The sequence below is a fragment of the Rubrivirga litoralis genome (assembly GCF_031846415.1).
Taxonomy (GTDB): domain Bacteria; phylum Bacteroidota; class Rhodothermia; order Rhodothermales; family Rubricoccaceae; genus Rubrivirga; species Rubrivirga litoralis.
In genome coordinates this window covers 1-14,238 of record NZ_JAVRHT010000017.1, presented here as the reverse complement: position 1 = coordinate 14,238, position 14,238 = coordinate 1, and the positions used below count along the sequence as shown (strand labels likewise).

General features: G+C 74.5%; 7 protein-coding genes. All 7 read right to left on the bottom strand.

The annotated features are described in order from the left end of the window. Positions 1–66: 66 nt before the first annotated feature. Positions 67–1,086: an ABC transporter ATP-binding protein gene (locus RM540_RS08505; RefSeq protein ID WP_311663127.1), complete on the bottom strand. Its 1,020-nt coding sequence runs from the start codon at positions 1,084–1,086 to the stop codon at positions 67–69. An 86-nt stretch (positions 1,087–1,172) separates the two neighbouring features. Beyond that, positions 1,173–2,132, bottom strand: a complete 960-nt coding sequence (locus RM540_RS08500; protein WP_311663126.1) for an MlaE family ABC transporter permease — start codon at positions 2,130–2,132, stop codon at positions 1,173–1,175. A gap of 135 nt (positions 2,133–2,267) precedes the next feature. After that, the gene (locus RM540_RS08495) at positions 2,268–7,484 is read right to left on the bottom strand and encodes a translocation/assembly module TamB domain-containing protein (RefSeq protein WP_311663125.1); all 5,217 of its coding nucleotides are present in this window, start codon (positions 7,482–7,484) and stop codon (positions 2,268–2,270) included. A gap of 169 nt (positions 7,485–7,653) precedes the next feature. Next, positions 7,654–9,972 (bottom strand): BamA/OMP85 family outer membrane protein, encoded by a 2,319-nt coding sequence (locus tag RM540_RS08490; RefSeq protein WP_311663124.1) that lies wholly within the window; start codon positions 9,970–9,972, stop codon positions 7,654–7,656. 59 nt (positions 9,973–10,031) lie between these two features. Next, on the bottom strand, positions 10,032–11,132 hold the full coding sequence (locus RM540_RS08485; protein WP_311663123.1) for a YihY/virulence factor BrkB family protein: 1,101 nt from the start codon (positions 11,130–11,132) through the stop codon (positions 10,032–10,034). 73 nt (positions 11,133–11,205) lie between these two features. Beyond that, positions 11,206–12,732 (bottom strand): SLC13 family permease, encoded by a 1,527-nt coding sequence (locus RM540_RS08480; RefSeq protein ID WP_311663122.1) that lies wholly within the window; start codon positions 12,730–12,732, stop codon positions 11,206–11,208. 130 nt (positions 12,733–12,862) lie between these two features. Beyond that, entirely contained in the window at positions 12,863–14,140 is a 1,278-nt protein-coding gene (clpX, locus tag RM540_RS08475) for an ATP-dependent Clp protease ATP-binding subunit ClpX (RefSeq protein ID WP_311663121.1), read from the bottom strand. Positions 14,141–14,238: the final 98 nt, after the last annotated feature.

Here is a 14,238-nt window from a genome sequence, read left to right as displayed (position 1 = left end):
GGGGGGCGGGCAAGTCACGCGGCCGTGCCGCCCCGCCCCGCGCCGGACGGGGCGGAGCGGCGGGCCTCAGGCGGCGCCGTACGCCTCGGTCCCCTTGAAAAACTCCTCGACGACGGGGTTGTCCGAGCGGCGGACCTCCTGGAGCGTCCCGTTCGCGACGATGCGGCCCTCGCTGAGAAAGTGGGCCTGGTCCGTGATGATCTCGGCGGCGAGCAGGTCGTGCGTGATGGCGATCGACGAGATCCCGCGCGTGTCGCGGAGCTGGACGATGAGCTCGGAGACGACGCGGACGCTGACCGGGTCGAGCCCCGTCGTGGGCTCGTCGTAGAGGATGATGTCGGGGCGGAGGATGAGCGTCCGGGCCAGGCCGACCCGCTTTTTCTGGCCGCCCGACAGCTCGGCCGGGTACTGGTGCAGCGTCTCCGGCAGGTTCACGTCTTCGAGGCTCTCGTCGATGAGGTCGTCTTTCTCGCCCCGGTCGAGCGTCGTCAGGCGGTCGAGGAAGAACCGCATGTTCTCGTAGACCGTCATCGAGTCGAAGAGGGCGCCGCCCTGGAACAGGTACCCCAGCCGCGTCCGCTTCCGGTCGAGCTGGTCCTGGTCCAGCAGGTCGACGCGGTCGCCGAGCACCCAGACCTCGCCCGCGGTCGGCGTGAGGAGCCCGACGACGTGCTTGGTCAGCACGCTCTTGCCCGTCCCCGACCCGCCCAGGACCACGGCGCTCGTCCCGCGCTCGACGGCGAGGTTGACGCCCTTCAGGATCTCCTTGGGGCCGAACGACTTGTACACGTCGCGGAGCTCGACGACGACGTTGTCGGGCGGGGGCGGGGCGTTGCCCGTGACCGGCTCGCCGTCGAGGCCGCGGTCGGTGCCCTGGCCGCCGTCCCGCCCGTCGCCGCCCGCCCCGCCCTCGGTGCGCGGGGCGGGGACGCCGGCGCGCGGGGCGCCCGTGGGCTCGTCGCCGGGGCGCGTCTCGGGACCGTCGCCGACCTCGCCCTCCGGCCCCAGCGGGTCCGGTCGGGCGTCGGCGGCCCGGCCGGTCTCCTCGTCTCGGTGACGGTCGGCGCGGCGCGAAAAGAGGGACATGGGCGGGGTGGGTCAGGGGGCGACGGTTCAGGGGGCGAGGCACCGGCCGGGAGGGCTCCAGCCCCGAGCCGGCCCACCCTGAACCCCTACGACGAGCCCGAGATGTCGCCGAAGATGAGGAGCGAGGCGCGGACGATGACGACGTCGGCGATGAGGATGAGCAGGCTGGACACGACGACGGCCTGCATGGCCGCCCGGCCCACCTCGCGCGTGCCGCCCCGGACCGAGTAGCCCAGGTAGCAGCTCACGATGCCGACGATGAACCCGAACACCGACGTCTTCATCGTGTCCACCACGACGTCGACGAAGCGCATCGTGTCGAAGGCCGTCGCGATAAAGACGCGGTAGTCCATGCCGCCCGAGAACACGGACTCCAGGAAGCCCCCAAGCAGGGCCAAGAGGTCGGTCAGGACCGTCATGACGGGGAACATGATGACGCACGCCAGCACGCGCGTCACGACGAGGTAGCGGAACGGCTTGAGGGCCGCGACCTCGAGCGCGTCGATCTGCTCGGTCACCTTCATCGAGCCCAGCTCGGCCCCCATGCCGGCGCCCAGCCGCCCCGCCAGCACGAGGCTCGTGAGGACCGGCCCGATCTCTTTGATGACCGACAGCGCGAGCATCGACGGCAGGAAGCTCTCGGCCCCGAACCGCGCGAGCGTCCCCCGGCTCTGCATGGCCAGCACGATCCCGATCGAGAAGCCGACGACGCCGGTCAGCGTCAGGCTCTTCGCGCCGACCTCGTCCATCTGCGCCGTGAGCTCGCGCCACTCGAACGGCCGGCGCCAGAACTGCGAGAAAAAGCGGCCGACAAACTCGAAGAGCCGCCCCGCCTCGCTCAGGAACCCCTCGAACGGGCGGGACTCCTGGCGCTCGCGGGCGGCCGCCTCCTGCTGGGCCACCTTGTCCTCGATCTCCTTGTCCTGGAGGATCTTCTCGTTCTGCCGCGCCCGCCGCCCCGCCCGGAGCCGCTGCGTGAGCGATTCGTCAGGCGGGCCGTCCAGGCGGCCGGCGGGCGGGGCGGGAAGGCGGGGCGGGGACTCCATGGGCGGAAGGTAGCCGGGGCGAGGAGGGGGAACGGGGGCGGGGCGGGGACCCGGGCGGTTCGGCGGCCGCCCCGCCCCGTCTCCCCGCCCTCTTCTCCTCCGAGCGGGGCGGGACGCCTCCGGGCGGGGCGGGCGCTACCAGGAGATCTGGGCCTGGGCGCCGGCCTCGACCCCCGTCTGGTCGCCGTAGGCGCCCTGGAGCGCGAGCCAGCGGCGAAGCTGGTACTCCAGCGTCGCCTGGTAAGAGTCGGTGAACGTGTCGAGCCGCGTGTTGCCGCCGTTGTTCACGGGGAAGCTGCCCGATATGAAAAGCCGGTCGCTGAGGTACTTGCCGAGCCGGATGACGACCTGGTTCTGGGCGTTCACGTCGATCTGGAACAGGTCGAGCGGGACCAACCCGCCCCCGACCGACTGGAGCTGGTTGCGGAGGAACCCGGCGCCCACCCCGCTCGCGCCGACCTCGCCGGAGAGCTGGCCCGTCGCGATGAGCGAGATGAGGTCGGCCTCGGGGAGCGGGGGGTCCGAGCTGAGCGTGATCTCGGGGTTCTCGTTGAACGGCCCCTGCAACGTGAACACGATCGTCGCCGCGCTCCCCTGCGCGCTGCCCTGGAGGCGGACGTCGGACTCGGCGCGGATGTCGAGGACGACGGCGAGCGGGTCGCCGTTGAACGTGAGCGTCCCGTTCACGATCTCGAAGTCGCGGCCCGAGAACGGGAACGGATTGACCGTCCCACGGACGAGGTCGATCTGGCCGAACAGCCGGGACGACTCGGCGAACGACGGCTTCACGGCCTCGACGTTCCCCTCGAACTCGATGTCGAACTGGAGGTCCGGCGCGTTCGAGCGGAGCCAGACGTTCTGCCGGATCTCGGCCGTGATGTCGTAGTCGAGCGCGTCGACAAAGCGGTTGACGGCCGTGTCGCGGGCCGTGATCGTCCGCCCGAACGTGGCCTCGAGCTCGAGGAGCTGGGCGTCGGTCAGCTCGACGGCGTCGACGTCGTTGGCCGTCAGCTCGTTGGTGAGGTAGATGTCGCCGGACTCGAGGGCGACGGCGCCCCGGAGCACGGGCCGGTCGATCGTGCCGGTGAGCCGGATGGGCTCCGAACCGCGGTCGAGCGTGAGCCGCCGGAACGTGGGCGTGTCGAGGGCGACAAAGTCGTCGGGCACGATCGTCAGGTCGAGCTCGCCGACCGACAGCTCGCGGAGCCGGACCGAGCCCTCGACGGACAGGGCCTGGCGGGCGCCGTCGAGCACGCGGACGTCGTTGAGCACGATGCGGTCGTTCTCGAACCGGAGGTCGGCGCGGACCGGCTCGAACACCTGGCCCGTCGCCTCGATCCCGAGCCGGCCGCCGCGGAGCAGGGCCGTCCCGTCGAGCCGCGGCGCGCCCTGCGTGCCGCTCACCGCGAGGTCGAGCCGGAGGTCGCCGCCGAGCGCCGTGATGCCGCGGTCGGCGAGGAACGGCTGCGCCCACGCGATCGGGAACGCGTCGGCCTGCGCGCGGAGGTCGACGCCGGCCGCCGCGGGCGGGGCGGCGGCCGAGTCGCCCGGCGCGAGCGAGAACGCGAGCGGGAGCGTGCCGGCCACCGTGAGCGCCTGGCCGTCGACGTGCGTGAGCACGGCGTCGAGGTCGAGCTGGCGGTCGGCGTAGGCGACCGTCGCGGCCAGCGAGCCGACAAGGTCGTCCCGCGACGTGAGGCTGTCGAGCGCGACGGTCCCGTCGATGAGCGGGGCGGCGGCCGGGCCGGAAAGCACGAGCGTGGCGGTGAGCCGGCCGCCCAGACCGTCGTAGCCCAGGAGGTCGGTGACGCCGCCGATCTCGACGTCCTCGGCGGTCACGATAAAGTTCTGGTCGCCGTTGAAGTCGATCTCGCCGTCGGCCGCGATCTGCTGGCCTCCGCCGTCGGCGGCCAGCAGCAGCCCGCGCACGTCGACGACGCCGTCGGCGGCCGTGATGCGGGCGGGCTGGAGGAGCGCCCACGTCTGGCCGTCGATCGTGAACTGTCCCCGCTCCAGGAGCACGGTGGGCGGGGTGGCGCCGGCTTCGAGGCGGGCGAAAAACTCGAGGTCCCGGCGCTCGTCGAGCAGCACCGAGCCGTCGAGCGTGACCTCGCCGTCGTCGAGGGCCACGGTCGCCTCCCCCTCCTGGACGAGGAACTGGGGCGTCGAGAGGACCGAGAACGACGCGTCCGCCCCGCCCGCGAGCGCGGCCAGCCCCAGCGAGTCGGCGGCGGCCCGGTCCCACGTCAGGTCGAGGTCGGCGTCGATCCCGGTCGCGGCGTACTCGCCGACCACGAGCTGCTGGGCCTCGACGGTGCCCGTGATCGCGAGCGGGTCGCCCGGCGCGGCCCGCGCGGCGAGCGCGAACGACCCGCTCTCGAGCCCGAGCGTGCCGCCGGTGTACGACGCGATCGGGGTCAGGCTCTCGATCTCGCCCGCGAGCCGGAAGTCCGACGCCGCGCCCGCGTCGAGGAGCGCGAGCGTGCCGCCGCCCGTGAGGTCGGCCACGTCCGAGTCCAGGAGCAGCGTGTCCACGCGGAGCACGCCGCGGTCGAGCGCGAGCTCGGCGCGGAGCGTGTCGACGGAGACCGGCCCGGCCACCGACGACCCGCCGGCCAGCGACGCCGTCAGCGACAGCGTCTCGGGGTCGGTCCCCCGAAGGTCGACGTCGAACGTCGTCGTGAGCCGGAGCGGCTGATCGGGCGGGAGGTCCAGGAGCACGGCCGCGTCGAGCGCGTCGGTCCGCCCGCGGAGCGAGAACGTGGGCGTCTCGTCGAACGGCCGGCCCTGGAGCGCGGCCACGACCGCCCCGCCCTCGGCGAGGTCGAGCGTGAGCGTGGCCGCGACGGCCCCGTCCACGAGGTCGAACACGACGCGCCCGTCCTCGACCTCGGCCCCGTTGATCGTCGACGGGCGGAGCGTGACGACGCCGTCGCCGCGGGCCATCTCGAGGTCGGCGAGCCCGCTGACCGAGCCGCTCAGGCACCCGTTGAGGTCCGAGCGCGGGGCGGCGGCCGCGAACCGCGACAGGTCGAGGCCCGAAAAGCACGTCTCCTCGAACGCGAAGCTGGGGTCGCCGTCGAACGGGCGGCCCGTGACGGCAACGTCGAACCGGCCCTCGGGCGTCCCGACCGTCCCGTCGAGCGCGAGGTCGCCGCGCGCGAGGCGGAGCGTGAGGTCGGCGTCGTCGAGCAGCCGGGCGCCGTAGCTCGACGGCTCCGTGATCTGGACGCGCGCCGTCGCGTCGAGCGTCGCCGGGTCGATGCCGGCGCCCGTCGCCGTGAACGTGCCCGTCAGGTCGCTCGCCTGGTCCGGGTTACCCGTGAACGCCGCGAGGTCCAGGTTCCGCACCGTCCCCGAGAGGTCGTACGCGAGCGGGGTGGCGAACGGGCGGACCGTCCCGGCGGCCGTGACCGCCCCGCCCACGCCCAGGTCGGCGGCGAGGTCGACCGTCGCCACGCCGCGGCGGAGGCCGAGGGCGAGGCGGCCGCTCTCCAGCCGGTAGTCGCCGTAGCTCGACGGGCGGAGGCGGGCCGCGAGGTCGACGCGGGCCGTCTGCGGGTCGAGGCCCCGGCCGTCCAGCGTGAACGAGCCCGTCACGTCCGAGGTCTGCGACGGGTCGCCGGTGAGCACGGCGAGGTTGACGTCTTGGAGCCGGCCGTCGGTGACCGTGTACGCCAGCGGGTCGGCGCCCAGGTCGGCCGTCCCGACCGCCGCCACGAGCCCACCGTCGGGCAGCACGGCGGCCGCGTCGAAGGCCGCGCGGCCGTCGGCGACGTCGGCGTCGAGGTCGAACGCGCGCAGCCGGAGCCGCCGGTCGCCCAGGTCGATCTCGGCGCGCGAGAGGCCGAGGGCGACCGACCCCGAGAACGTGTCGAGCGACGTGCCGCGCCCGATGACCGCGAACTCGCCCGCGAACGCGTCCGACCGCCCCGCCCCCGGCAGCAGCCGCCCCAGGTCGACGTCGTCGGCCCGCCCGGCGACGCGGAACGAGGGGACGTCCTCGAACGGCCGCGCGCGGCCCTCGGCCACGAGGTCCAGGCCGGGGAGCGCGCCGTTCACGTCGAACGTGACGCTGCCGGCCTCGAAGGCGCCGTCGACCACGAGCCGGTCGATCTGCCGCCCCGCCACGCGGCTCTCGCGGAGCGAGACGTCGAACGGCCCGGTCAGCGTCTCCAGCCCCTCGCCCCGGAGGTCCAGGCGGAGGTCGCCCGTGATGTCGGCCGCGAGCGCCTCGTTCCGCGTCAGCACCGACGGGTCGAACCGGCGGAGCGTGCCCTCGGCGCGGTAGCCCACCGGCCCGTCGGGCTCGCGCGAGAGCTCGCCGTCGAGCGTCAGCGCGCCCTCGCCGAGCGCGGCGTTGAGCGCGAACGTGAGCGCGCCGCCGTCGGAGTCGGCCCGGAGCCGGAGGCGCGGGTCGCCGTAGAGCTCGACGCCGGCGAACGCGCGGGCGTCCTCGAGCGCGAGCGGGGCGGCCTCGATGTCGGCCTCGAAGACCGGCAGCGCCCCGTCCTGGAACGCCAGCCGCGCCGCCCCGCCCACGTCCGTGCCGGCCCGGCTGCGGACGTCGAACTGGGTCAGGGCCACCTCGTCGGAGGAGAACCGCCCGGCCGCCGCCACCCGCAGGAGGCCGGCGTCGCTCGGGGCCACGGCCTCCAGGCGGAGCGCGTCGAGGGCGCCCTCGACCGTCCCGTCGCGCGAGACGAGGTCCTGGACGTCGGCGCGCAGGTCGCGCACCGTGTGGACCGAGTCGCGCTCGGCGTTCAGCCAGTGGACCTCGGCCCGCCCGCGCCGCACGCGGACCCGGCCGAGCTCGACGGCGAAGCCGCCCGACGACGACGTGTCGGCCGCCGGCTTGAGCAGGTCCGACACGTTGAACGTGCTGTCGGCCCGCTGGCGGACGTAGACCGACGGCCCGGCCACGTAGACGTCGCTCGCCGAGAACGTCCGCCGGAGCAGCGACGCCAGGTTGTAGTCGATCGTCAGCGTGTCGACGGCCACGACCGTCTCGCCGCCCCGCTCGATGTCCAGCCCGACGAGCCGGGCGCCGGTCAGGAAGGTGCCGTCCAGCCGCTCGACCGACACCGTCGCGTCGTCGGCCAGGAGGTTCTGGATCTGCTCGACGGCGACCGTCTGGACGCGCGCGCGGCCCGACTCCGTCTGGAGGTACACCACGACGCCGACGACCGCCACGACGACGACCGCGAGCACCACGAGCGCGGCGACGCCCAGCCGCCGCCCGAGCGACCACCGCCCCGCCCCGCCCTCGCGGTCGGGCGGGGCGGGGCGGGCCGCTTTGGAGGCGGCGCCGTCGCCGAGCGACGAGTCGGAGCGGGTCGGTTGCGTGGGCACGGGGGCGTGAACGGGCGGGGCGGCGGTTCAGTAGGTCCAGGCCGATCTGCCGGTGGGGCGGCGGCTCGTCGGTCTGGGTGGGGAGCGGTCGGCTCGCTGGGCGGGGCGTCCCGTCCGAACGGTACGCACCGGCGGGGGCCGGGCGGGGCGGCCCCGCTCTGCGGGCGGGCTAGAACGTCTGCCCGAGGCTGAGGTGGAACTGGAGCCGGCTGAAAAAGCTGGGCGAGAGCGCCTCCTCGACGTCGAACGGCTCGTCGCTCGCGTTCGTGAACCCGTTCTGGTCGAACACGCGCTGGGCTTCGGCGAGGCCGGCGTCGGTGTCGAGGTCGTCGGGCGAGAGCCCGGCGAGGCCGGCCGCGAGCAGCAGCGCCGGGCCGGACTCGGCCGGGCGGCGGTCGAAGTACGACGGGTTGAGCTTCACGCCCAACGCCACGCTGACGAAGCCGACCGGCGTGAGGTACTGGAGGCCGGCCCCGGCCCCGACGCGGACCCCGCCCTCGTCGCGGTACAGGGCCAGGACGTCGTCGAGCGCGCCGGGGACGCCGGACGGGACGGGCTCGCCCGGGTCGTAGAACGCGGCCGGCGTAAACAGACCGTCGAGCGCGCCGGCCGGCGCGAACACCCGGCCGGCGTCGACGAACACGTTGGCCCCCCACTGCGGCCCGACCGGGAGCGGGAGGTTGAGCTGGACCGACGCCGACGCCTTGCCGCGCCCGCCGACGCCGGTGTACGTCGCTGCGATCTCCGCCGAGTCGATCCGGGCCAGGTCGAAGTCGAACACCTTCGGCCCCAGCAGCCCCTCGCCCCACCCGCGGACGTCGTTCGTGCCGCCGGCGTAGAACAGGCGGTCGCGGAGGAGGAGGTAGTCGCGGATGCCGCCGATGTCGGTGCCGCTGTACGGGGCCAGCACCCCGCCCGTGGCCCGGGCCACGAGCCCGACCCGGTCGTTGAACGGGTAGAGCGCCGTGGCCGTGAGCCGGCCCCGCCCGAACGAGAGGCCGCCGACGGGGCCGCCGGCGACGGCGGCCGAGGGCCGGAGCACGAACCCGCGCCGCGGCGCGAGCGGGTCGTCGACGACGCCGTAGGTCCCGCCCAGTTCGAGCGACGCCACCCGCGACATGAGCGACGTCGAGTCGCTGACGAGGACGTCCTCGGAGAGCAGGCCGAGTCCGTTCACGCGGCTGTTCAGGAGCGTCCGCGAGTTGACGGTCGCCGTTAGCGAAGCGGTTTGGAGCGTGTTCCGCGTAAACAGGAGGGCCGTGCTGGCCTCGACCTGGTTCGACCGCTCGATCCGGTCGTTCCGCCGCCGGTACAGGCCGGAGACCGTGGCCGAGAGGCGCCGGTCGAAGACGTACGGCTGCTGGAGCGTGAGCGTCGCCTGGAAGTCCGAGATGGCCGTGGCCGGGTTGGCCCCGACCGTCTCCCCGCCCAGGCCGGTCCGCCACACGAGGGCCGGCGTGAGCGTCCGGGCGCCGCCGAAAAAGTTGCGGTGCGTAAACTGGCCCCGCCCCGTCACCCCGCCCTCGGTCGCGTAGCCGGCGTAGCCCGTGACCGAGCGGACGTCGCCCTGGCGGACCTGGACGACCACGTCGACCGTCGAGTCGCGCGGCTGGCCCTCGGCGAGGTTGACGAGGGCGAGCTGGAACAGGCCGAGCCCGAAGATCTGGCGCTGCCCCTCGATCAGCTCCGACGCGTCGTAGAGGTCGCCGGGCTGGAACGGGAGCTCGCGGAGCACGACCCGGTCGCTGACCGAGAGCGGCCCGCCGATGGGCTCCAGCCGGACGTCGCCGATCCGCGCGCGCGGCCCGGCGTCGACCTTGACGCGGACGTCGGCCCGGAGCCCGGTCGAGTCCGCGAACCGCTCGGCCCCGGCGTAGGCGAACGCGTAGCCGCGGTTGGCGAACCACGACGTCGTCTGGCGCTGGAGGTCGGCCAGCGACGACTGGTCGAGCCGCGTCCCGCTCCGCAGCCGGATGCTCTGCGTGTAGTCCTCCCAGTCGTCGTGGAGCGACGGCGGGAGCTGCGCGGTCACCGGCGTCTGGCCCGGCCCCGCGAACGTGACCTCGTCGAGCACGAGCGGCGGCCCGCGCTCGATCAGGAAGGTGACGTCGACGGCGTTGTCCGACGTGTCGAGCTGGACGTCGTAGCCGACCGACGCGCGCGGGAACCCGCTCTCGGCGTAGTACCGCCGAACGCGGACGGCGTCCTTGGCCAACTCGACTGGGCTGAACGGGTACACGTTCTCGTCGCCCCGCCCCAGGAGCGAAGCGGCGAACCCTGTAATCTTCCCGATGACCGACACCTGGGGCTCCGTCGTCGCGATCACCTCGCGCACGTTGTCCTCGAGGAGCGGCCCGAGCCCATCGAACGAGATCGACGACACGGTCGTCCGGTCGTTGACGAGCGAGAGCGGGGCCTGCGCCCGCACAGTGGCGGGGGCCAGGGCGGCGAGCGCGAGCAGGAGGAGGGCGGGGCGGACGGCGGGCACGCGGGGGGCAGTCGGGGGGAGGGCGCCCCGGGCGGGGCGGCGGGCGGGGCGGGGGCGCCTCACGACGGCGGCCGGACGACCGGGGCGGGGTCCGAGCGGCCCAGGGCGTCCGGCGCCCGGCCGTCGCCGGCGGCCTCCCGCCCCGCCCGGCGCAGGAGGCCGCCGGAGGCCCGCGCGCGGCGCCGCCGCGTGGCGCCCATCTGCGTCCACAGCCGGCGGATCCGCGAGCGCCGCGGCCGGTGCCGCCGCTCGTGGAGGGCGGCCACCGACGCGCCGACGACGAGGATGAGGCCCGAGAAGTAGACCCAGAACACGAACGCGAGCACGAGCCCGAACACGCCGCCGAGCCCGCCGAGCGCGCCGGCCTCGGGACCCTGCGCCGCGTAGCGGTCGAAGTCGGCCAGGTAGGTCGCGTAGAACGTGAACCCGCGCTTGGCCGCCTCGAACACGACGGCCCCCACGGCCGCCCCCCACAGCGCGCTCCGCCACGGGGGGTGCGGCCGCGGCACGTAGTAGTAGAGCTGGACGAGCATGCCCACCGTCAGCACGTAGGGCACGACGAACAGGAGCACCCGGGCCACCACCCCGCCCGCGGCCTCGGCGAGGGCGGGGTCGAGTCCGACCTCGCCGGCGACCGCCCCGCTCCGCGACTGGATCACGGTGGCGACGGCCGTGATGGCGAGCGAGAGCAGGAACAGGACCCCCACCTGGACCATCATTCGGAGGTCGAAGGCGTACCCCCCGAAGAGCGACCGCATCTGGTGGCGCCGCTCGCCCATGGCCGCCCCGACCACGTAGCGGAGCGTGGCGAACAGCGTCACGACGGTGAACAGGAAGACCGCCGCGCCGACGATCGTGAGCTGGCCCGACGCCTTCTGGAGCTCGAACACGAGCGCGACCAGTTCGTCGCTCTGGCCCGGCGGCAGGAACGTGCGCAGGAACGAGGCCACGGTCGTGAACGAGTCCTGCCCCCGCAGAATGAGCCCGAACACGCCGGCCGCCAGCAGGAGCAGCGGGAGCAGCGTGACGAGCGTCTTGAACGAGATCGCCTGCGCCCACAGGAAGATGGGGTCCGTCATCAACACCTTGAGCAGCCCGGACCCGTAGTACTTGGACGGGCCGAGCGCGCGGCGGGCGTGATGGGAGGCGGTGCGGAGCATGGCCGGGGAGAGTACGAACGCTCACACGGGCCGGCCATCAGGGGCGGCACGGTCGCCGCCCCGCCCGGCGGGCCTACGGGCCGGGCGCGCCTGCGGGCGGGGCGGGGAGGCCCGGCAGCACGAGGTCGACGAGGGCCGGCACCGCCAGCGCGCACCACGCCGTCGCGAGCACCACGAACACCACGTTGAGCACGGCGCCCGCCCGCATCATCTGGCCGATCTCGACGCGCCCGCTCCCGAACACGATCGCGTTGGGCGGGGTGGCGACGGGGAGCATGAACGCGCACGACGCCGCGAACGTGACCGCGACGAGGACCACGAGCGGGTCGGCCGCGAACGGGAGCGCGGCGAGCACGGGCAGGAAGGCAGCGGCCGTGGCCGTGTTGCTCGTCAGCTCGGTGAGGACGACGACGACGGCGACGACGGCGCCCACGACGAGCAGGGGCGGGAGCGCGGCCGCCCCGCCCAGGCGGCCGCCGATCCACACGGCCAGGCCGGAGCCGTCGACGGCCGCCGCGAGCGAGAGGCCACCGCCGAACAGGAGCAGCACGCCCCAGGGGATCGTGACGGCGGTGGGCCAGTCGAGCAGCCGCGCCGCCCCGCCCGCAGACTCCGCCCCGCCCGCTTCTGCGGAGCGAGGGCGGGGCGGGGCGGACCGGCCGGCCGGGGCCGCGAACAAGACGAGCGCGCCGAGCAGGGCCACGCCGGCGTCGCTCGCGCCCGGCACGAGGGCGCCCCACAGCGGCCGCGTCGTCCACAGCGCGGCGACGGCCGCGAACACGGCGCCGACGCGGCGCTCGGGCGGGCTGGCCGGCCCCAGCTCGGCGCGCGTCGCGCGCACCCACGCCGCGAACGCCGCCGCGCGCTCGGGCGCCACCCCGCCCACGCGGGCCGGGAACCGGAGGAGGACGGCGTAGACGACGGCCAGCCCGAGGAGCGCGAACGGGAGCCCGACGGCGAGCCACCCCGCGAACGAGAGGTCGACGCCGTAGGCCTCGGCCACGAAGCCGGCCAGGAGCGCGTTCGTCGGCGTCCCGATCAGCGTGCCCATGCCGCCGACCGAGCACGCGTAGGCCACGCCGAGCAGGAGCGTGGTGTCGAACGCGCCCGGCGCCCCGTCCTCGCGGAGCGTGGCGGCGGCCGACGACGCGATGGGCAGCATCATGACGGCCGTGGCCGTGTTCGAGATGCCCATCGAGAGGAGCCCGGCCGTCGCGATAAAGCCGGCCAGCACGCGGCGCGGGGCGCCGCCGACGCGGTCGAGCACGGAGAGCGCGACGCGGCGGTGGAGCCCCCACCGCTCCATCGCCTTGGCGAGCAAGAACCCGCCGAGGAACAGGAGCACGATGGGGCTCGCGTACGGCGCCGCCGCCTCGTCGACCGACGCCACGCCGAGGACCGGGAACGCGACCACGGGGACGAGCGACGTCGCCGCGATCGGCAGCGCCTCGGTCATCCACCACACGGCCATCGCCAGCCCGACCGCCGCCACGCGCCACCCCGCCCCGCTCAGCCCGTCGGGGGCGGGGAGGAGGAGGAGGGCGACGAGGAGCGCCGCCCCGCCCCAGAGCCCGATCCGGGCCGGCGTCCAGCGGCTCACGACGCGGCCCCGCGGGCGGGGCGGTTATCGGCGGGGCGGGCGCCCGCCGGGGGCGCTCCGCAACGCCTGCGGCGGGCGGGGAGGAACGCGGTCATGGTCACCGGGAGCGGGGCGGTCGTCGCCGGTCCGCCTACGCCGACGCCTTGCGCTCCTCGTAGAGCGGGGCGGCGCCGTCGGTGATCGTCGCGGCCGTCACGCGGCAGATCGTGCCGGCGCGCGTGTCCGGCGCCTCGAACATGAGGTCGAGCATGGCGTCTTCGAGGACGGACCGGAGCCCGCGCGCGCCCGTCTTGAGGTCGATGGCCCGGGCCACGACGGCGTCGAGCGCCTCGTCGTCGACCACGAGCTCGATGCCGTCCATGGCGAACAGCTTCTGGTACTGCCGCACGAGCGCGTTCTTGGGCTCGGTCAGGATCCGCCGGAGGTCGGCCGGCGTGAGCGCGTCGAGCGCCGTGAGGACCGGGAGCCGGCCGATAAGCTCCGGGATGAGCCCGTACCGGAGGAGGTCGTCGGGCTCGGCGTAGCGGAAGAGCGTGGGGTCTTTCGGGTTGACCGGCCGCGGGCCGCCGTCGTCGAGCTGGAACCCGATCTGGCCGCGCGAGAGGCGCCGCGCGATCTGGCCGGCGAGCCCGTCGAAGGCGCCGCCGCAGATGAAGAGCACGTTCCGCGTGTCGAACTGGACCAGCGACTGCTCCGGGTGCTTGCGGCCGCCCTTCGGGGGCACGCCCGCGACGGTCCCCTCGAGCATCTTAAGGAGCGCCTGCTGCACGCCCTCGCCCGAGACGTCGCGCGTGATCGACGCGTTGTCGCCCTTGCGCGAGAGCTTGTCGACCTCGTCGACGTAGATGATCCCGTGCTCGGCCCGCTCGACGTCGTAGTCGGCCGCCTGGAGGAGGTGCGAGAGGATGGACTCGACGTCCTCGCCGACGTAGCCGGCCTCGGTGAGCGCCGTCGCGTCGGCGATCGAGAACGGGACGTCGAGCACGCGCGCGAGCGTCCGCGCGAGCAGCGTCTTGCCCGTCCCCGACGGCCCGAGGAGCAGGATGTTCGACTTTTCGACCTCGACGTCGTCGTAGGCGTGGAGGTACTCCTCGGACTCGATCCGCTTGTAGTGGTTGTAGACGGCGACCGAGAGCGCGCGCTTGGCCCCGTCCTGCCCGATCACGTGGGCGTCGAGGGCCGCCTTGATCTCGCGCGGCCGCATCCGCTGCGGCCGCCCCGCCCCGCCCCGCCCGACGCGGCTGGCGGCCGGCACGTAGGGCTGGAGGTCGCCCCGGACGATCCCGGAGGCGTCGTGGATGCAGCGGTCGCAGATGTAGACGTCGGGGCCGGCCACCATCGAGGTGACCTCGTGGGCGGTCCGGCTGCAGAACGAGCAGCGGATGACGTCGTCGCCTCCAATGGGCATGGGCGCGGGAGCAGGGCGGCCCGCCAATCTAGGACACGCCGGGGGAGCGGAGGGGCCGCCCCGCGCAGCAGGTAGAGCAGGTAGAGCAGGTAGAGCAG